This is a genomic window from Nocardioides sp. NPDC000445 (assembly GCF_040300245.1).
In the GTDB taxonomy this organism is placed as follows: domain Bacteria; phylum Actinomycetota; class Actinomycetes; order Propionibacteriales; family Nocardioidaceae; genus Nocardioides.
Window position 1 is genome coordinate 104,724 of sequence record NZ_JBEPDH010000003.1, and the last position, 17,984, is coordinate 122,707.

Here is a 17,984-nt window from a genome sequence, read left to right on the forward strand (position 1 = left end):
CAGAGTAGAGATATCTCACGTACGCCGCGGCTTCACCCATCCACAACACCTGCTTTACCGTGAGAACGATGTCCGTCGATGCCTCCCTGACCCGCCCCTGGGTCGGGCACGATGCCGGCAGCAGCGGCTACCGCCGGATCCTGATCGGCCTCTTCGCCGCCGGGATCGCGACCTTCGGGCAGATGTACTCCACCCAGGGCATCCTCCCCACCGTCGCGCACGCGCTCGAGGTCAACGAGGCCTCGGCCGCGCTCACCGTCTCGACCGCGACCCTCGGGCTGGCGGTCAGCGTCCTCGGCTGGTCGTGGGTCGCGGACCGCATCGGCCGGGCACCGGCGATGAAGATCGCGCTCTCGATCTCGCTCGTCCTCGGTCTGCTCACCCCGCTCGCCCCCGGCTTCACCACGCTCCTTGTCCTGCGCAGCCTCGAAGGTCTCGCGCTCGGCGGCGTACCCGCCCTCGCGGTCGCCTATCTGGCCGAGGAGATCCACGTACGCCACGTCAGCCTCGCCGCGGCCATCTACATCTCCGGCACCACCGTCGGCGGCCTCCTCGGCCGGGTCATCACCGGGCCGTTCGCCGACCTCGGCGGCTGGCGCCTGGGCGTGACCGCCGGCGGCGTCCTCTCGGCGATCGCCGCGATCATCGCGATCACCCTGATCCCGCGCGCGCAGGGCTGGGTCCGCCCGGTCGGCAGGCCGACCACATCGGTACGCGAAGGGGTGCTCGCCAATCTCCGCGACCCGGGCATGCTCGTCCTCTACGGGCAGGCAGCACTGCTGATGGGCGGGTTCGTGGCGACGTACAACTATCTGGGGTTCCGCCTCGAACGCGAGCCCTTCGGGCTGCCTGTGGCGATCTCGAGCCAGATCTTCTTCGCCTATCTCGGCGGCACCGTCTCCTCGTCGGTCGCGGGCCGGCTGGCGGCCACCCACGGGCGGCGAAAGGTCATGCTGACCTGCGTCGTCATCACGATCATCGGCGTCGCGATGACCTTCCCCGACAACCTCGCGATGGTGCTGACCGGCCTGTTCGTCCTCACCACCGGCTTCTTCGGCGCCCACGGCGTCGCTTCGGGCTGGGTCGGCGCCCGCGCGCGGGTCGGAAAGGCCCAGGCCAGCGCCCTCTACAACCTCTTCTACTACGGCGGCTCGAGCCTCTTCGGCTGGCTGCTCGGCTATGCGTACGTCGTCGGCTGGTGGGGCGTCGCCACCGCCGTCCTCCTCCTCGCCCTGACCTCGCTCACCTGGTCCTGGCTCGCCGCCCACGACTGACCGCCACAACCGCTGGTCGAGCCGGATTCGTGAGGCACGAACGAATCCGTGTCGAGACCAACACAGTCCCCTCGGCGCTCGATGGCACCGTGTTGGTCTCGACACCGCTCGCTGGCGCTCGCGGGCTCGACCAGCGGATGGGTCAGGCCTGGAAGTGCTTCCGCGCGAACTCGAGCGACTCGCGGAGATCGGCGACGCGCTCGGCGCGCGACCGGGCCCGGCGGGTGTTGATCTCGAGGACGATCTCGCCGTCGAACCCCGAGGCGGCCAGGTGGCGCAGGAAGCGGTCGGCGCCCATGTGGCCCCGCCCGGGGACGAGATGCTCGTCCTTGGCCGAGCCGGTGCCGTCGGTGAGGTGGATGTGCCGCAGCCGTGGCCCGAGCCGCTTCGCCATCTCGATCACGTCGTCGTCGGCGATCGCGGCGTGGGAGAGGTCGATGGTGGTGTTGGCGTAGTCCTCGGTCGAGGGGTCCCAGTGGGGCAGGTACATCGGCGTCGAGCGCTTGGCCGCGCGCCACGGATACATGTTCTCCACCGCGAACTTCAGCCCGGTCGAGCGCTCCAGCGTGGCGATCCCCTCCACGAACCCGGCCGCGTACTCGCGCTGCCAGCGGAACGGCGGATGTACGACGACCACTCCCGCGCCGACCTCGGCGGCCATCTCGGCCGACCGCTCGAGCTTCCCCCAGGGCTCGAAGCCCCAGACCTGCTGGGTGAACAGCAGCGTCGGCGCGTGGATCGCGACGATCGGGATGCCGTGGTGCTCGGCGAGCTGCTTGACCGCGTGGGTCTGCTGGGAGAGCGCGTCGATGCCGACCATCACCTCGACCCCGTCGTACCCCACCTCGGCCGCATAGGCGAAGCCGCGGGCGGTCGACTCGGGGTACGTCGAGGACGTCGACAACGAGATCATCGCGGGCCTCCTAGCCGGACCTTCCAAGATCGGAACTGTCGATGAAGGACAGGTGGTCGAGACGGTCGAGGATCAGACCCTCCCGCAGAGCCCACGGACAGATCTCGAAGGCGGGCACGTCGAAGATGTCGAGGCACGCCTCGGCGACCAGCGCACCGGGCACGATCTGATGGGCCCGTGACGGGCTGACCCCGGGCAGATCGGAGAGCTCCTCGAGCGACATCTCCAGCAGCTTGGGGATCCAGTCGCGCAGCTCGGTCAGCGGCAGCTGGCGGCGCACCCGCAGCCCCTCGCCGCTCGGTGCGGCACCGCAGATGCGTGCCAGCGAGCGGAACGTCTTCGAGGTGGCCACCGCCATGTCCGGCTGGCCGTCGCGCAGGATCTTGCCCGCGTCCTCGGCGATCGCAGCGCGGATCGACCGGCGCAGCTCCCGCAGCTCCTCCTCCGTCGGGCGGTCACCGAAGTAGCTGCGCGCGAGCCGGCCGGCGCCCAGCGGCAGCGACCAGGCGACGTTCGGCTGCTCGTCCAGTCCGGCCGCGATCTCCAGCGAACCGCCGCCGATGTCGAAGACGGCGAGCCGTCCGGCGGACCAGCCGAACCAGCGGCGTACCGCCAAGAAGGTCAGCCGCGCCTCGTCGTCGCCGGGAAGGACCTCGATCTCGACCCCGGTCTCGGCATGTACGCGGTCGAGCACCTGCTGCGAGTTGCCGGCATCGCGCACCGCCGAGGTCGCGAACGCCAGCATCTCCGAGACGCCCTTCTCCTCCCCCACCGCCACCGACTCACGGGTGAAGGCGGTCAGCGCCTCGATCCCGGCCTCGGTCACATCGCCGGCCTCATCGAGGTGCTCGGCCAGCCGCAGCGGCTGCTTGAACGAGTACGCCGGTAACGGGGCCGCCCCGCCGTGGGCGTCGACCACGAGCAGGTGTCCCGTGTTCGATCCGATGTCGAGTACGCCCAGACGCATAGGCTCGACTTTAGTGGCTCGCCGTTCCCCGAGCGGAACTCCGCTGGAGATGAGGGCGAAGATGACCTCGTGGAGGAACTCGACAGCATCCGCCGAGACATCACGACCCACCCGAGCAACGCGTGGGCCGTCGCGGCAGGGTTCGAGCCCGTCTACGTGGCTCATCAGGATGCTCGGTGCCTGATCATCGGCCAGGCCCCGGGCATCAAGGCTCAGCAGAGCGGCATCCCGTGGAACGACGCGAGCGGGCGACGCCTCATCGAGTGGCTCGGCGTCGACGAGGCCACCTTCCGCGATCCGACGGCGTTCGCGATCCTGCCGATGGACTTCTACTACCCGGGCAAGGCCACGACCGGCGACCTGCCGCCGCGGGCCGACTTCGCGCCGAGGTGGCACCCTCCTCTGCTCGAGCTGATGCCACGGATCAGCCTCACCCTGGTCGTCGGCGACTACGCGCAGCGCCACTATCTCGGCGGGAAGAGCTCGCTGACCGAGCGGGTACGCAGCTTCCGCGACTATCTCCCGGAGCGGTTCCCGCTCGTCCACCCCTCACCGCTGAACTTCCGCTGGCAGTCCCGCAACCCGTGGTTCGCGTCCGACGTCCTGCCCGAGCTGCGGCGCCGCGTCGACGAGGTGCTCAGCGGCCGGCGGTAGCCGCCTCGCGATCCGGACTGGCGACGACGGTGACGGACGGTTCTCCGATCCGGGCGTTGACCGCACCGGCGACCACGACCACGAGCGCGGCAGCGGCGGGCAGCAGGAGTGCCGCGTCGGTGCCCCAGCGCTCGGCGATGCCTCCGGTGACCGCGGAGGCCAGGGACTGGCCGAGGATCACCGCGGAGCCGAGCATGGTCATCACGGTGGCCGACCGGCCGACCGGGCTGCGGCGGGCACCGAGGCCGTACTGGGTGACCAGCGTCGGGCCGATGCCGAGACCGATGACGAGCAACGCCACGACCATCCCCGTCACCGACGACACCGCCGGCAGCGCGAGGGCGCCGGCGAGCATCAGCCCGCCGAAGACCAGCCAGCGCGCGGCCGAGGTGAAGCCGACCGGGAAGGCGGCGACGCCCAGCGCCAGCGCGGCCGATCCGACGCCCATCGCGGCGTAGACCAGGCCGGCCTCCTCGGGACGCCCGTGGTCGGCCATGAACGCGGTCAGCGAAGTGAGCATCGAGCCGAAGAAGAGCCCGACACCGAGGATGCCGACCACGATGACGACCACGCGCGGACGAGCGAGCTCGCGCACGGAGCCGGCAGCGGGCGTACGGCCGGACGAGGCCTGTGCGGTCGCGGCGCTCGGGTGGAGGGCGAAGGCGGAGACGAAGATCAGGGTGAGTACCGCGGCGGCGACGACCGGCGCCCAGGGGTCGATCGTGACGGCGAGGACGCCCGCGACGACAGGACCGACGATGAAGACGATCTCGTCGGCCGCCGACTCGTAGGCCATGGTCGAGTTGATCACCCGCACGCGACGTCCCGGGACGATGCACGTGGAGATGATCGCCATCAGCCGGGACCGCGACAGCGGTGCGATCTGCGGGGCGGTCGCACCGACCAGGAACGCCACCGCCAGCACGGCCGCGTCGGGCAGCGGGCTGTAGACGACCCAGGCCATCGCGGCCAGCATCGCGCTGCTCGCGGCGCCGACGACCAGCAGCACGCGCCGCTGGCCGAACCGGTCGACCGCGGCGCCGAGGAGCGGGCCGCACGACGCGGCTCCGATCCCCACCATCGCCGAGTTCAGACCGCCGAGCGCCAGCGAGTCGCGGCCCGCGACGACCAGCGTCAGCACACCGACGACCATCATCGCGTACGGCATCCGCGCGACCAGCGCGAGTGGGAAGTACGTCCCTCCGACCGAGCGCACCAGACTCTGCTCGCTCTGCACTGACATCTCTCTCGAACCTCCCGCTGCGAACCGCGGCTCTGTGCCGCCTTGGTCCGCCGGCGGGGCCAGCGCGAGGTGATACACACAATGGAAACGGAGCGGTGGCTCCGTACCTACAAGAATACGCCGCCCACCCCGGCCATCCGGAATCCCCGAAACGTCATCTCCGTCACGGTTCGAGGTCGGTCACGCCGTTGCCGCTGAGGATGTCGAACGGCACCGAGACCTGGTCGTGGGCGATCCTCCAGGTGCCGTCGATCCTGCGCAGCCCGTAGGTGACCCGCACCCACATGCCTGCAGTGGCGACCCCGTTCTTCATCGTCCCGCTAAGGCGGCCGAAGGCGTGCCCGAACGCGACGTCGTCACCGATGGTGAGGGTCAAGTCCCGGAGCTCGTAGTCGACGGTCTCGAAGACCTGGAAGACCCGCTCCCAGTTGGCGAGCTTCGCCTCGATCCCGACGTGCTGGAGCGGCGGCTCGACGTCGAAGGACACGACGTCGGAGGCGTACGGCTCTCGCAGGGCCTCGAGGTCCTTGGCACGCAGTCCGTCGATGACCTTCTCGATCTGGCCGCGGATCGCGGTCTCCTCCGCCGCGCTCATGACGCGCCTCCCTCGGCCCCGACGAGGCTGCCCTCGCGCAGCGGCGCGAGGGCGGTGCTCCAGGAGATGACCTGGTCGAGCATGGCGGTCAGCGCGACGGTGTGCCGGTCCGCCGGCACGAACGTGGCGTGGTTCTCGAAGTCGGTGAAGAGCGAGAGCTCCACCGGACGGCTCACGTCGGCCATGCCCAGCGCCCCGCAGACCGTACGCAGCTGGGCGACCGCCCGGGCGCCGCCGCTGACACCGTACGAGACGAACCCGACCGCCTTGTTCGTCCACTCCGCGCAGGCGTGGTCGATGGCGTTCTTCAGAACTCCGGGCATGCCGCCGTTGTACTCCGGCGTCACGATCACGAAGCCGTCGAACGGCGCGATCCGCTCCGCCCAGTCTCGGGTGTGCTGGTTGGCCGAGGGCCCGAACATCGGCGGCACGGGCTCGTCCAGGTGCGGGAGCGGGTGGTCGCGCAGATCGACGAGCTCGAAGGTCGCGTCGTCGCGGTGCGAGGCCTGGTCGTGGACCCATCCGGCGACCTGTGGGCCGACACGGTTGGGGCGGGTGCTGCCGAGGATGATGCCGATGCTGATCATGTTCCGGACTCCTTTGAAGCTGTCGTGGGTCTGCTGTCCCTCCGACGAAGGAGACGTACGGAATGTCAGGCGGTCTCACAGATCGGGTCGCTGTTTCGTCGGATCGGTTGTAGACAGGAAGACCGAAGGAGCCGCCATGTCCGACCCCCACCTCGCCGAGGTGATCAGCGAACGCCGCCAGCTGATCAATCTCGCCTACCGCCTGCTCGGCTCGCTCGCCGAGGCAGAGGACGTGGCACAGGAGACCTACACCCGCTGGTACGCCCTGCCCGAGAAGCAGCGGGAGACGATCGAAAATCCCGGCGCCTGGATGACGACGGTCGCCAGCCGGATCTGCCTGGATCTGCTCGGCTCCGCACGGGCCCGGCGGGAGCACTACGTGGGCGACTGGATCCCGGAGCCGGTGCCCGGCGGCTGGCTCGACGGCACCGAGTCGGCGCCTGCCGACCCCGCCGACCGGGTCACCCTCGACGAGTCGATCAGCATGGCCTTCCTGGTGGTGCTGGACTCCATGACACCCGCCGAGCGGGTCTCCTTCGTCCTGCACGACATCTTCCGCTACACCTTCGTCGAGATCGCCGACGTCGTCGGCCGCACCCCCGCTGCCTGCCGCCAGCTCGCCTCCAGCGCACGCCGCCGCATCGACACCTCACAGGACCCGTCGACCACCGAGCGCGCCGACCTGGTCCGGGGCTTCAAACAGGCGTGGGAGTCCCGCGACATCGAGGCCCTCGTCGGCCTCCTCGACCCGTCGGCGGTCGCGACCGCTGACGGTGGCGGCCTGGCCCTTGCCTTCCTCGAACCGATCAGCGGCGCCGACCAGATCGCCCGCGCCTGGATCGACATCGCCACCCGCGCCCCCGAGGTGACCCTGCGGGAATGCGTGGTCAACGGCCAGCCCGGCCTGGTCGGAGAGCTCGACGGCGCCACCGTCTCGGTCTACGCCTTCGACATCGCCGACGGTCGCATCACCCGCATCTGGGCCGTACGCAACCCCGAGAAGCTCGGTCCGTGGGCTTAACACGTCAGGAGTCAGCCGAGCGTTCGTGCATCAGTCTGAAGACGTCTTGGGCACTGACAGCAGCCTCAAATGGCCCGAAGTACCGCTGAAACACCTCGCGCCGGCGAACGAAGTCCGCAAGCAACTCCTCAACCAACGTGCCGTCTTCGACGCTGAAGCGCCTCTTCCCCGTGGGGTCGAAGATCTTCGCCGTGCCCACACGGGCCAAGGCGTCGAACAGTTGACTGATCTCGGAGACAACATCAGCTGGGTTGGTGAACGACACTCGTATCCCAACCGAGGGGGCAGGCATGTCGACCTCCAGGTCGATCCAATGGCGCCGCCCTCGCAGCACCAGGTAACGCTCTCCTCGCCTCTCAGCACCGATGTCCAGCAGAGCTGAGACGTATGCATCAGAGGTTCCGGCGGCAGGAACAACCTGATACACGGCGGACTCGACGCCCATCACGACACCCCTTCGCTCGGCTTGCAAACCAGTGGGCGACCCTGAGACTGATCGCCTTCGTAGTAGAAACACACATCGACGCCGGCCTTGTGAAAGTTTCGCAAAGCTGGACCCTCTGCCCTAACCGTCCGCACCTCAGGCTCAGCAGTCGCCGGGGCACTTCAGTAGCGGAGTCAACGCAAGGGCTGCCACTCCGACCATTCGAACTCGACGCCAAGAGTCTGACCACGACAATGCGACCACTCGATTCACGAGGACTCCTTACGCCGCCTCACATGCGGACTTCGCGCCCAATCTACGTCCGGTACGCCTGAGGATGCGCAGACCAACGTTGCCGGCGTCGCGCGCTCGGAGCGCAGTCATGCTGGCTGTGTGCTCTCAGCGGCGTAGGCTTGGCAGGTGCCTGAGGTACCCCTGGATTTCCCGCGCGCGTGGGTGGAGTTCGTGAACCCCGACGACCCGGACGAGCGGATGCGCTGCGACCTGACCTGGTTGACCTCGGCGTACTCCTGCATCTTCGGCAACGGCTGCCCGGGGATGTTCAAGAGCTCGCCGGACGTCGGGTGCTGCACGCTGGGTGCGCACTTCGCCGACGAGGAGGACGAGGCCCGGACGGCTGAGTTCGTACGGCAGCTGACCCCGGAGCTGTGGGAGCAGCACCCGGGGCGCGAGGTGGAGACCGACGACTGGGTCGAGCTCGACGACGAAGGCGAGCGCAAGACCCGCGTGACCGACTTCCGCGGGCAGGAGTCGTGCGTCCTGGCCAACCGGCCGGACTTCGCCGGCGGGTCGGGGTGCGCGCTCCACATCCTGGCCGCAGCCGAGGGTCGGGAGCACTTCGAGACGAAGCCGGACGTGTGCTGGCAGCTGCCGATCCGGCGTACGTTCCGCGATGTCGAGCTGACCGACGGGACGACCTACACCGAGGTGACGATCACCGAGTACGACCGGCGCGGCTGGGGTCCGGGCGGCCACGACCTGGACTGGTACTGCTCCGGCAACACCGAGGCACACGTCGCCGTCGAGCCCGTCTACCTCACCAACCAGGCCGAGCTGACCGAGCTCATGGGCAAGGCGGCGTACGCCGAGCTCGTCCGTCACTGCGAGGCGCACGTCCGGTCGCGGTCCGCGCTGGCGCTCCATCCCGCCAGCCCGCGCTGAACCCCGGGGTGTATCTCGACATCAAGAGATAGTGACCCTGGATTGGTCTCTCTCTCAGCGAGAGTTCAGAATCGTTACATGCGCCTGGACCATGTTTCGTACGCTGCAGGACCCGATGGCTTGGTACAGACCGCCAAGCAGCTCGGTGAGCTGCTCGGCCAGGAGTTCGTCGATGGCGGCGTTCACCCCCGCTTCGGCACCCGCAACTACATCCTTCCGATGCGCGGCGGCCTCTACCTCGAGGTCGTCGAGGCACTCGAGCACCCGGCCAGCGACAAGGCTCCGTTCGGGCAGGCCGTCAAGGCCCGCTCCGCTCTCGGTGGCGGCTGGATCGGCTTCGTGATCGGCGTCGACGACATGGCCCCGATCGAGGAGCGGCTCGGCCGCAAGGCGGTCCCCGGCAACCGTCACCTCCCCGACGGCCGCGAGCTCCACTGGCAGCAGATCGGCATCAACGGCCTGATCGCCGACCCGCAGCTGCCCTACTTCATCAAGTGGGAGACCCCCGATCTCCACCCCGGCAACGCCGGCTCCGACATCACCCTCACCTGCCTGGAGATCTCCGGCGACCCCGAGCGGGTCAAGGACTACCTCGGCGACGAACTGAAGGAGCGCGTCGACCCGTGGACCGGCAAGCCCGCCGAGAACGTCCACATCGACTGGGTCGCCGAGCACGGCACCCCCGGCCTCCTGGCCGCGCAGTTCGTCACCCCGCGCGGCGAGGTCCGGATCTGACCAGGCTCGACCTGCCGGGGGCGACGGGCGCGATCCCGTCCCCCAACATCTGGAACCACACCGCGACGTACGAGATCGAGAACCGTGCGCTCGACCCGCACGGACGACTCTGGGCAGCCATGTCCGAGACCGGTCCCTGGGCCGGACGCGACGTCCTCGACCTGGGCTGCGGGACCGGGTTCTACCTGCCGCGCTTCGCCGAGGAGGCCCGCACCGTCACCGGCGTCGAGCCACATGCGGACCTCGTGACGTTGGCCCGGCGGCGTACGAAGCGCCTCTCGAACGTCAGCGTCCACAACGGCATCGCCCAGCAACTCCCGCTCCCGCCGAGCTCGGTCGACGTCATGCACGCCCGCTGGTCCTACTTCTTCGGTCCGGGCTCGGAGCCGGGGCTCGGCGAGCTCGACCGGGTGATGCGCCGCGGCGGCGTGGCGATGGTGATCGACAACGACGGCTCCCGGTCGAGCTTCGGCGCGTGGTTCCGCCGCGGCTACCCGAAGGTCCCACCGCCCGAGGAGCAGGAGCGGTTCTGGTCGAGGCACGGCTGGACGCGCGTTCCCGTCGACATGGACTGGTCCTTCGGATCACGCGCAGACCTGGAGGCGGTCGTACGCATCGAGTTCGACCCCACCACCGCGGCGGCGATCCTCGAAGAACACCAGGGGACGTATGTCGACTACGCGGTGAACCTCTGGTGGAAGCGTTTCTGAATCACCGCACGCGGCCATGGAAAAAGCGTGACCATTGAGGCTCCCCCCAAGGAAAGGAGTTTCACCATGCACCATTTCCCACGTCTCGGGCGTCGGCTCGGCACGGTCATCGGCACCCTCCTTCTCACGGTCGCGGCCTCCCTCGCCGCGGTCAGCGTCACGGCCGCGCCGGCTCACGCCGACGCCTGCTACACCTGGAGCGGCACGCTCCAGCAGGGCTCCTCGGGCAACGCGGTCACCCAGCTCCAGATCCGCGTCGCCGGATGGGCGGCCTCCGGCACGGTCTTCTCGATCGACGGGTCCTACGGCCCGGCGACGACGACCGCGGTCCGCAACTTCCAGGCCGCCTACGGGCTCGCCGCCGACGGCGTCGCCGGCGCGAACACGTTCAACAAGATCTACGCGCTCCAGGACGACGACTGCACCCCGGTCCACTTCGCGTGGAGCGAGGTCGATGACGTCTGCTACGGCGGCTGGCCGACGCCGATCTCCGGAGTGACGGTCGCGCAGGTCAAGGCGAACCTGATGCAGGCGATGTGGCGAGCCGAGGCGATCCGGCACCGGCTCGGCGACAACCCGCTGCGGGTGACCTCGGCCTACCGTTCCAAGGCGTGCAACGACGCCGTCGGCGGCGCCTCCAACAGCAACCACCTCTACGGCCGGGCCATGGATCTGGTGCCCGGCAGCAGCGCGACGACCATGTGCGGCATCGCGCGTGCCTCACGCCAGTCGTTCCCGCAGGTGCTCGGGCCGGGCTACCCCGACCACAGCGACCACATCCACCTCGGCATCCAGTCGAGCGTCTTCCACAGCGCCTCGCAGTGCTTCTGAGGCTTTGATCAGGACATGTCGGTGAGCTGGTCGGGATCGGCATCGGTCCCGACCAGTTCGCGGAGCTTGTCGTTGACGTCCCAGATCCCTACGTTCATCCCGGCGGTCACGGTGGCACCACGGCGCCAGTAGGCGATGAACTCGTCACCGTCGGTGTCGCCGCGGAGCAGCACCTCGTCCTGGGGCGCGGAGTGGCCGACGTACTCCATCGAGAACTCGAACTGATCGGTGAAGAAGTAGGGCTGCCAGTCGTAGGCGCCGCCCTTGCCCAGCATCGACCGCGCCGCCAGCCGGCCCTGTTTGATCGCGTTGTCCCAGTGCTCGACCCGCAGCGGGCCGAGCACGGTGTGCGTCGCGAGCGCGGCGTCGCCGGCGGCGAAGACCCGAGGATCAGACGTACGCAGACCCTCGTCGACCACGATGCCGTCACCGACCTCGAGGCCGGCGTCAGCGGCCAGAGCCGTGGCCGGCGCCGCACCGACGGCGACCAGGACGATGTCGGCGGGGATCTCGCCGACGCTGGTGCGTACGGCTCCCGGCTCGATCGCCTCGACGGTCGTCCCGGTGTGGACCTCGACGCCGTGACGGACGTGGAGATCGGCGACGTGCTCGGCGAGCACCGGGCCGAGGACGTTGAGGAGCGGCTGTGCGGCCGCCTCGAGCACGACCGCCTTCCCGCCGAGCGCGGTCACCGACGCGGCGACCTCGAGCCCGATCCAACCGCCACCGACCGTGACGACCCGGGTGCCGGGCTCGATCGCATCCTTGAGGCGGCGGGCGTCCTCGACGGTGCGGAGGGTCGTCGCGTGCTCGATGCCGGGGATCGGCGGCGTCTTCGGCTCGGCGCCGGTGGCCAGCAGCAATGTGCCGAAGGGCAGCCGCTCACCGTTGTCGAGCGTGACGGTCCCGGCGTCCAGGTCCAGGGCGGTCGCGGTGGTGCCGGTGAGGACGGTGACGCCCTTCTCGGCGTACCACGCCTCGTCGTGGGAGAGCTTGAACTCCTTGGCGCCGGCCAGGAAGTCCTTGGAGAGCTGCGGTCGCTCGTAGGGCAGCTCCGGTTCCTTCCCGACCAGGGTCAGGCGGCCGGCGTACCCCTCGTCACGAAGGGTTTCGATGGCGCTGACCGCTGCGAGACCAGCACCGATGACGACGATGTCCTCAGTTCCCATGACGCCATCGTCGCGCGGATCTCGGCTTCTATGAAGACCCTCGCACCGTCAGGGCGGGTTTCAGCATCACGCCGGGCGCGGCGTAGGACGGGGTGGCGAGGAGCTCCTCGAGTGCCTTGACCAGCTCGCGCGCGGCCTCCTCCAGCGGAGGACGTACGGAGGTTATTCCGGGCGGCACCGTCTGCGCGACCTGGGAGTCGTCGAAGCCCACGACCGCGATGTCCTCACCGAGGCGGAGACGCCTCTCGAAGAGGGAGTGGAGCACGCCCATCGCGAGCGTGTCGGAGGCACAGACGAGCGCGGTCGGCTCGGTCTCGTCGAGGATCGCGTCGGCGGCGGCCTTGCCCGAGCTGATCGAGTCCTCGGTGCGCGAGGCCAGGCCGGTGGTCGAGAGACCGTGGGTGTGCATCGCGTGGATCCAGCCGCTCCGTCTCTCCTCACCGAGGAGCGAGTCCTTGTGCCAGCCGATCCAGGCGATCTTGGAGTGGCCGCGCTCGATCAGGTGCTCGGTGGCGATCTCGGCACCGTAGGCGAGGTCGACGTCGACCCAAGGGTGCTTCGCGTCGGGCTGGGTCCACGGCCGCCCGAAGGAGACGAACCGCGCCCGCCGCGACTGCAGCCAGGTCGTCTGCTGCCCGCCGAGGTGGGTGTCGGTCACGACGAACGCGTCGACCGCGGTCGACCTGAGCAGCTCGTCGTAGCCGTCGAGCGGGTCGGCGGGGTCACCGTAGAAGAGGAGCACGTGGTAGCCGGTCTCGGCCGCGGCCTCGACGAAGCTGTGCACGAACCGGTCCATCATCGCGTTGGCCGTGCCCTCCTGGAGGGCGGGCATCCGCAGGCCGATCAGGTGGCTCGCTCGCGTACGCAGGCTGCGCGCGGCGCGGTTGGGCTGGTAGCCCAGCTTGTCGATCGCGTCCTGCACCCTGGCCAGCGTGTCGGCACGCAGCAGATCGGGGTTGTTGACCGCGTTCGAGACCGTCTGCCGGGACACGCCGGCCAGCTCCGCGACGTCCGCCAGGGTCGGCGGAGCGGCCGAGATATGACCGCCGGAACGCGGCACCGCCACGCTCTGCCTCCCTTGATGCCGATGTGGAACTCTGGATCGTTCCAAGCCATGGTAACGAAGCCTGACCCCGCATGATGCGTTCACCCCTATGTCGGTCTCGACCCGCTTCGCGGGTTCGCAGGCTCACCCGCTGCGCTCGCTCGACCTTCTCGCGTTGCGCCGCCGCTCGTGCCTCGCGGCGACGCAGGCTCGAATGTCGGTGCCGTGCTCTAAGTTGCTGGGCATGGCTACCGCTCGCTCGTCCAAACGCGCCACCTACCGCTGCTCCGAGTGCGGTTGGGAGACCGCGAAGTGGGTCGGCCGCTGCGGCGAGTGCCAGGCGTGGGGGTCGGTCGCCGAGGCGGCGGCCCCGATCGGACGTACGCAGGCAGCCCCGGTCTCCACCGCGGCGGTGCCGATCGGGACCGTGTCGGTGACCGAGTCGGAGCGGCGTACGTCGGGCGTGCCGGAGCTCGACCGGGTCCTCGGTGGCGGACTGGTGCCGGGCGCCGCGATCCTGCTGGCCGGCGAGCCGGGCGTCGGGAAGTCGACGTTGCTGCTCGAGGTGGCGGCGCAGACGGCGCGCTACGGACGCCGGGCGCTGTACGTGACGGGTGAGGAGTCCGCGTCGCAGGTGCGGCTGCGGGCCGACCGGACCAACGCGATCCAGGACGAGCTCTACCTCGCCGCGGAGACCGATCTCGGCGCCGTGCTGACCCACATCGAGGAGAGCCGGCCCGAGCTGATCGTGGTCGACTCGGTGCAGACCATCGGCGCCTCCGGGGTCGAGGGCGTACCGGGCGGAGTGACCCAGGTGCGCGAGGTGGCGGCGGCGCTGATCCGGGTGGCCAAGACCCGCAACATCACGACCGTCGTGGTCGGCCACGTGACCAAGGACGGGGCGATCGCCGGGCCGCGGGTGCTGGAGCACCTGGTCGACGTCGTCCTCCACTTCGAGGGCGCGCGCGACTCACGGTTCCGGATGGTGCGGGCGATGAAGAACCGCTTCGGCCCGGTCGACGAGGTGGGCTGCTTCGACCTGTCCTCGGAGGGCATCGTGGCGGTCACCGACCCGTCGGGCCTTTTCGTGGAGACCCATCACGTCTCGGTCCCCGGCACGTGCGTCACCGTGACGATGGAGGGTCGCCGGCCGCTGCTCGCCGAGATCCAGGCCCTGACCGTGCTGGGCGCGGAGGAGCGGGCGAAGCGTACGACCTCGGGGCTGGACGGCTCCCGGCTCGCGATGATCCTCGCCGTGCTGCAGCGCCACGCGAGGGTCGGTCTCTCCGGTCGCGACGTGTTCGCCTCGACGGTCGGCGGGGCCCGGATCAGCGACCCGGCCGCCGACCTGGCGATGGCGCTCGCGGTCGCCTCGAGCCATACCGGCACGCCGACGCCGCGCGGGGTGGTCGCGCTCGGCGAGATCGGCCTCGCCGGCGAGCTGCGCCGGGTGCGCGATCTCGACCAGCGGCTCTCCGAAGCGGCACGACTCGGGTTCACCGTGGCCGTCGTCCCGGCCGATCCTGGAGCCCCTGTGCCCAATCGTCCCAATGAGCGCGAAGTCGACGGGATGCGTGTCTTTGAGGTGCACAGCATCAGTGCTGCGCTGGAATTCCTCCGCTTGGTGTGATCGGCTTGGTGACTCGTGGCCGAACGTTCTCGGCATTACGGTTGGATCCACGGTTAGAATCACCCCATCCCACTCCGAAAGGATTCTCGTGCCCGCCGACCGCACCGCGGACTCCATCCGACTGCGCGAGACGCTTGCTCTGATCGCGCCCGGGACACCGCTGCGTGACGGGCTCGAGCGCATCCTCCGCGGCCGCACCGGCGCACTGATCGTGCTCGGCTACGACAAGATGGTCGATGGGATATCGACCGGTGGCTTCACGCTCGACGTTCCGTTCACCTCCACCGGCCTGCGTGAGCTCGCCAAGATGGACGGGGCGATCATCGTCGACGACTCGCTGAGTCGCATCGTGCAGGCCGCAGTCCACCTGATGCCCGACCACACCATCCCCTCGACCGAGACCGGCACCCGGCACCGCACCGCCGACCGGGTCGCGAAGCAGACCGGTCACCCGGTGATCTCGGTCTCCCAGTCGATGCAGATCATCGCTGCGTACGTCGGGGAGACCCGCCACGTCCTGGAGGACTCCGGCCAGATCCTCTCCCGCGCCAACCAGGCGCTGGCGACCCTGGAGCGCTACAAGCTGCGCCTCGACGAGGTGGCCTCCACCCTGTCCGCGCTCGAGATCGAGGACCTGGTGACCGTGCGCGACGTGGCCGTCGTGGCTCAGCGCCTGGAGATGGTCACCCGCATCGCCCGCGAGATCGAGGACTACGTGCTCGAGCTCGGCACCGACGGCCGGCTGCTGTCCCTCCAGCTGGAGGAGCTCATCACCGGCGTCGACGCTGAGCGCGAGATGGTCATCCGCGACTACCTTCCCCGCGGCCGCCGCGCCCGCAGCCCCGAGGAGCTGCTGGCCGAGCTCGAGGCGCTCAACTCCGCCGAGCTCGTCGACCCCGCTGCCACCGCCCGGGTCCTGGGCCTCACCACCTCCGACGCTCTCGACGGCGCCGTCGCCCCGCGCGGCTACCGCCTCCTGGCGAAGGTCCCCCGCCTCCCACCCGCCGTCGTCGACCGTCTGGTCGACCACTTCGGCACCCTGCAGAAGCTCCTCTCCGCCAGCGTCGACGACCTCCAGGCCGTCGAAGGCGTCGGCGAGCTCCGCGCCCGCTCCGTACGCGAGGGCCTCTCCCGCCTCGCCGAGTCCACCATCCTCGAGCGCTACGTCTGACCCCTGCCGAGGCGTCACCCGCGTCGGCCGAGGCGTCAACTACGTCGGCCGAGTCGGCATGCCGGTGCCATCTCGGCCGACGGGAGTGACGCCTCGGGTCAGTTGGCCGGGGTGTCCGGTTCCGTACGCGACAGGGCGGTGCCCGGCTTGTAGAGACCGAAGGTGGCCGATGACGGTTCGCCACCGAGGGCGGAGGCGACGATCACGAAGAAGTTCGGCTTCACCCACGGGCCGTGGCCGGTGCACTCGCCGGCGACGACGCGGCGGCCGCTCCAGGTCAGGGGCAGCGTGGTGACGACGTCGCGACGTACCACGATCTCCTTGGTCGGCACCGCCTTGGCGCAGTCGACCGTGGACCAGACCAGGTCGCCGCCCTTCTGCGAGATCCGCACCTGGAGCGCGTCCGCGGACAGCTTCCAGGTGCACGCGGACGCCTTCACGGTGCGCAGCTGCAGCGGGATGGTCACGTTGTCGTAGGAGTAGGCGTCGGTGACGGCCGGCTCGACGACGATGTCGGAGGGCGAGCACTCGCCGGTCGGCTCCGGCGGTGCGCTGCTCTTCGGCTTCTTGGGCTTGTTGGGCTTGTTGTTGCCGCCCGCGCTGCCCGCCTCCTTCGACGGCTTCGCGCTGGGCGTCGGCGTGACCGTCACGGTCGCCGTGGGCTCGTCCGCCACTGGGGTCGCCGTGTCGTCCGCACCGTCGGAACCGCTGAGGAAGAACCGCGAGATCCCGACGATCAGGAGCAGGACGATGCCGAGCACCGCCAGCCGCCGGCGCCAGTAGACCGCGGCCGGCAACCGTCCTCCAGTCCTTCTCGAGCGGGCCATAGGCGACACCGTAATGATCCCGTGCCCGGGTTTCGGGGTGCCACTCCGTGGCAATACCTGTCGCACGGCACAATCTGCGTGTGACAGTTCTCCACGACGCCGTCCTGGACTGGTACGACGCCAACGCCCGCGACCTCCCCTGGCGCTCCGCGACCGCGACACCGTGGTCGGTGATGGTCAGCGAGTTCATGCTCCAGCAGACGCCGGTCTCCCGCGTGCTCCCCATCCATGAGGCCTGGATGGAGCGCTGGCCGACCCCGGCCGATCTGGCCGAGGAGCCGACCGGAGAGGCGGTACGCGCCTGGGGCCGCCTCGGCTACCCGCGGCGGGCGCTGCGGTTGCACGCGGCCGCCACCGCGATCGTCGAGCAGCACGGCGGCGAGGTGCCCGCCACGTACGACGAGCTGATCGCTCTCCCGGGCGTCGGCGACTACACCGCGGCGGCGATCGCCACCTTCGCCTACGGCAAGCGCCACGTGGTCCTCGACACGAACGTACGCCGCGTCTTCGCCCGGACCCTGAGCGGCGTCGAGTTCCCCGCGCAGTCGGTGAACAAGGCCGAGCGCGAGCTCGCCGCCGGCGTACTCCCCCAGGACGAGCCGACCGCCGCCACCTGGTCGGTCGCGGTCATGGAGCTCGGCGCCCTCGTCTGCACCGCGGCCAACCCGTCCTGCACCCGATGCCCGGTGGCGGACCAGTGCGCCTGGCGCGCTGCCGGCCACCCGGCGTACGACGGACCGCCTCGCAAGGTCCAGACCTGGGCCGGCACCGACCGCCAGTGCCGCGGCCGCCTGATGGCCGTTCTCCGCGACGCCGACTCCCCCGTGCACCGCAGCCGTCTCGATGTCGTCTGGTCCGACGAAGCCCAACGGCGACGGGCTCTGGAAGGCCTCCTGAAAGACAATCTGGCCACCGAGGTGGAACCAGACTTCTTCGCCCTCCCCTAACCAACCGCCGAAACCGCAGAAATGGCGGACGAAACTCTACTTTCGTCCGCCACAACTAA

19 protein-coding genes are annotated in these 17,984 nt (G+C 69.7%); 10 read left to right on the top strand and 9 right to left on the bottom strand.

The window, feature by feature from the left end; translation table 11 throughout:
• Positions 1 to 68: 68 nt before the first annotated feature.
• On the top strand, positions 69 to 1,274 hold the full coding sequence (locus tag ABT304_RS05060) for an MFS transporter (RefSeq protein WP_350713619.1): 1,206 nt from the start codon (positions 69 to 71) through the stop codon (positions 1,272 to 1,274).
• Between the two features lie 142 nt (positions 1,275 to 1,416).
• Here the strand turns inward: ABT304_RS05060 and ABT304_RS05065 are convergent, their stop codons facing one another.
• Both ABT304_RS05065 and ABT304_RS05070 read right to left on the bottom strand, forming a co-directional pair.
• On the bottom strand, positions 1,417 to 2,187 hold the full coding sequence (locus ABT304_RS05065; protein ID WP_160026433.1) for a sugar phosphate isomerase/epimerase family protein: 771 nt from the start codon (positions 2,185 to 2,187) through the stop codon (positions 1,417 to 1,419).
• 10 nt (positions 2,188 to 2,197) lie between these two features.
• On the bottom strand, positions 2,198 to 3,154 hold the full coding sequence (locus ABT304_RS05070; protein ID WP_350713620.1) for a Ppx/GppA family phosphatase: 957 nt from the start codon (positions 3,152 to 3,154) through the stop codon (positions 2,198 to 2,200).
• 69 nt (positions 3,155 to 3,223) lie between these two features.
• On the opposite strand from ABT304_RS05070, the gene ABT304_RS05075 reads away from it, so the two are divergent.
• Positions 3,224 to 3,808: a uracil-DNA glycosylase family protein gene (locus tag ABT304_RS05075; RefSeq protein WP_350713621.1), complete on the top strand. Its 585-nt coding sequence runs from the start codon at positions 3,224 to 3,226 to the stop codon at positions 3,806 to 3,808.
• On the opposite strand, the gene ABT304_RS05080 is transcribed toward ABT304_RS05075, so the two are convergent.
• From ABT304_RS05080 to ABT304_RS05090, 3 genes are all read right to left on the bottom strand, one after another.
• Positions 3,792 to 5,051 carry an MFS transporter gene (locus tag ABT304_RS05080; protein ID WP_350713622.1) on the bottom strand — a complete coding sequence of 420 codons (1,260 nt, stop codon included), beginning with the start codon at positions 5,049 to 5,051 and terminating at the stop codon, positions 3,792 to 3,794. The two genes, ABT304_RS05075 and ABT304_RS05080, sit on opposite strands and share 17 nt — an antisense overlap.
• Before the next feature lie 163 nt (positions 5,052 to 5,214).
• Positions 5,215 to 5,646 (bottom strand): YybH family protein, encoded by a 432-nt coding sequence (locus ABT304_RS05085; protein ID WP_350713623.1) that lies wholly within the window; start codon positions 5,644 to 5,646, stop codon positions 5,215 to 5,217.
• The gene (locus ABT304_RS05090) at positions 5,643 to 6,233 is read right to left on the bottom strand and encodes an NADPH-dependent FMN reductase (protein WP_350713624.1); all 591 of its coding nucleotides are present in this window, start codon (positions 6,231 to 6,233) and stop codon (positions 5,643 to 5,645) included. The genes ABT304_RS05085 and ABT304_RS05090 overlap by 4 nt, the downstream gene beginning before the upstream one ends.
• A 136-nt stretch (positions 6,234 to 6,369) precedes the next feature.
• Here ABT304_RS05090 and sigJ point away from each other — a divergent pair, with 136 nt between their 5' ends.
• Entirely contained in the window at positions 6,370 to 7,254 is an 885-nt protein-coding gene (sigJ, locus tag ABT304_RS05095; protein ID WP_350713625.1) for an RNA polymerase sigma factor SigJ, read from the top strand.
• A gap of 4 nt (positions 7,255 to 7,258) precedes the next feature.
• Here the strand turns inward: sigJ and ABT304_RS05100 are convergent, their stop codons facing one another.
• On the bottom strand, positions 7,259 to 7,699 hold the full coding sequence (locus ABT304_RS05100) for a hypothetical protein (RefSeq protein WP_350713626.1): 441 nt from the start codon (positions 7,697 to 7,699) through the stop codon (positions 7,259 to 7,261).
• Between the two features lie 399 nt (positions 7,700 to 8,098).
• Here ABT304_RS05100 and ABT304_RS05105 point away from each other — a divergent pair, with 399 nt between their 5' ends.
• From ABT304_RS05105 to ABT304_RS05120, 4 genes are all read left to right on the top strand, one after another.
• Positions 8,099 to 8,860 carry a DUF3109 family protein gene (locus tag ABT304_RS05105; protein ID WP_350713627.1) on the top strand — a complete coding sequence of 254 codons (762 nt, stop codon included), beginning with the start codon at positions 8,099 to 8,101 and terminating at the stop codon, positions 8,858 to 8,860.
• Positions 8,861 to 8,938: 78 nt separating this feature from the next.
• Complete coding sequence (locus ABT304_RS05110; protein ID WP_350713628.1) at positions 8,939 to 9,595, top strand: VOC family protein; 657 nt, start codon at positions 8,939 to 8,941, stop codon at positions 9,593 to 9,595.
• Positions 9,596 to 9,714: 119 nt separating this feature from the next.
• Positions 9,715 to 10,305, top strand: coding sequence for a class I SAM-dependent methyltransferase (locus ABT304_RS05115; RefSeq protein ID WP_350713629.1), 591 nt, complete (start codon positions 9,715 to 9,717; stop codon positions 10,303 to 10,305).
• 66 nt (positions 10,306 to 10,371) lie between these two features.
• Entirely contained in the window at positions 10,372 to 11,136 is a 765-nt protein-coding gene (locus tag ABT304_RS05120; protein ID WP_350713630.1) for a D-Ala-D-Ala carboxypeptidase family metallohydrolase, read from the top strand.
• Between the two features lie 8 nt (positions 11,137 to 11,144).
• Here ABT304_RS05120 and ABT304_RS05125 read toward each other — a convergent pair whose 3' ends face one another.
• Both ABT304_RS05125 and ABT304_RS05130 read right to left on the bottom strand, forming a co-directional pair.
• Entirely contained in the window at positions 11,145 to 12,305 is a 1,161-nt protein-coding gene (locus tag ABT304_RS05125; protein ID WP_350713631.1) for an NAD(P)/FAD-dependent oxidoreductase, read from the bottom strand.
• A 28-nt stretch (positions 12,306 to 12,333) separates the two neighbouring features.
• Positions 12,334 to 13,371 carry a LacI family DNA-binding transcriptional regulator gene (locus tag ABT304_RS05130; protein WP_160026416.1) on the bottom strand — a complete coding sequence of 346 codons (1,038 nt, stop codon included), beginning with the start codon at positions 13,369 to 13,371 and terminating at the stop codon, positions 12,334 to 12,336.
• A gap of 223 nt (positions 13,372 to 13,594) precedes the next feature.
• On the opposite strand from ABT304_RS05130, the gene radA reads away from it, so the two are divergent.
• Both radA and disA read left to right on the top strand, forming a co-directional pair.
• A complete protein-coding gene (radA, locus tag ABT304_RS05135) occupies positions 13,595 to 14,980 on the top strand; it encodes a DNA repair protein RadA (protein ID WP_160026415.1) in 1,386 nt (461 codons plus the stop codon).
• Positions 14,981 to 15,068: 88 nt separating this feature from the next.
• The gene (gene disA / locus ABT304_RS05140) at positions 15,069 to 16,151 is read left to right on the top strand and encodes a DNA integrity scanning diadenylate cyclase DisA (protein WP_141801687.1); all 1,083 of its coding nucleotides are present in this window, start codon (positions 15,069 to 15,071) and stop codon (positions 16,149 to 16,151) included.
• Positions 16,152 to 16,249: 98 nt separating this feature from the next.
• On the opposite strand, the gene ABT304_RS05145 is transcribed toward disA, so the two are convergent.
• Positions 16,250 to 16,978: a hypothetical protein gene (locus tag ABT304_RS05145; RefSeq protein ID WP_350713632.1), complete on the bottom strand. Its 729-nt coding sequence runs from the start codon at positions 16,976 to 16,978 to the stop codon at positions 16,250 to 16,252.
• A 74-nt stretch (positions 16,979 to 17,052) separates the two neighbouring features.
• Between ABT304_RS05145 and ABT304_RS05150 the strand changes: the two genes are divergently transcribed.
• Positions 17,053 to 17,925: an HhH-GPD family protein gene (locus tag ABT304_RS05150; protein ID WP_502890293.1), complete on the top strand. Its 873-nt coding sequence runs from the start codon at positions 17,053 to 17,055 to the stop codon at positions 17,923 to 17,925.
• The last annotated feature ends 59 nt before the right edge of the window (positions 17,926 to 17,984 follow it).

Excerpts from the sequence above, each read along its gene's own strand:
- sigJ (WP_350713625.1), top strand. The coding sequence starts at position 6,370 with ATGTCCGACCCCCACCTCGCCGAGGTGATCAGCGAACGCCGCCAGCTG.
- ABT304_RS05060 (WP_350713619.1), top strand. The coding sequence starts at position 69 with ATGTCCGTCGATGCCTCCCTGACCCGCCCCTGGGTCGGGCACGATGCC.
- ABT304_RS05080 (WP_350713622.1), bottom strand. The coding sequence starts at position 5,051 with ATGTCAGTGCAGAGCGAGCAGAGTCTGGTGCGCTCGGTCGGAGGGACG.
- ABT304_RS05100 (WP_350713626.1), bottom strand. The coding sequence starts at position 7,699 with ATGGGCGTCGAGTCCGCCGTGTATCAGGTTGTTCCTGCCGCCGGAACC.
- ABT304_RS05085 (WP_350713623.1), bottom strand. The coding sequence starts at position 5,646 with ATGAGCGCGGCGGAGGAGACCGCGATCCGCGGCCAGATCGAGAAGGTC.
- ABT304_RS05125 (WP_350713631.1), bottom strand. The coding sequence starts at position 12,305 with ATGGGAACTGAGGACATCGTCGTCATCGGTGCTGGTCTCGCAGCGGTC.
- ABT304_RS05110 (WP_350713628.1), top strand. The coding sequence starts at position 8,939 with ATGCGCCTGGACCATGTTTCGTACGCTGCAGGACCCGATGGCTTGGTA.
- ABT304_RS05070 (WP_350713620.1), bottom strand. The coding sequence starts at position 3,154 with ATGCGTCTGGGCGTACTCGACATCGGATCGAACACGGGACACCTGCTC.
- ABT304_RS05090 (WP_350713624.1), bottom strand. The coding sequence starts at position 6,233 with ATGATCAGCATCGGCATCATCCTCGGCAGCACCCGCCCCAACCGTGTC.
- ABT304_RS05120 (WP_350713630.1), top strand. The coding sequence starts at position 10,372 with ATGCACCATTTCCCACGTCTCGGGCGTCGGCTCGGCACGGTCATCGGC.
- radA (WP_160026415.1), top strand. The coding sequence starts at position 13,595 with ATGGCTACCGCTCGCTCGTCCAAACGCGCCACCTACCGCTGCTCCGAG.
- ABT304_RS05115 (WP_350713629.1), top strand. The coding sequence starts at position 9,715 with ATGTCCGAGACCGGTCCCTGGGCCGGACGCGACGTCCTCGACCTGGGC.
- ABT304_RS05065 (WP_160026433.1), bottom strand. The coding sequence starts at position 2,187 with ATGATCTCGTTGTCGACGTCCTCGACGTACCCCGAGTCGACCGCCCGC.
- ABT304_RS05145 (WP_350713632.1), bottom strand. The coding sequence starts at position 16,978 with ATGGCCCGCTCGAGAAGGACTGGAGGACGGTTGCCGGCCGCGGTCTAC.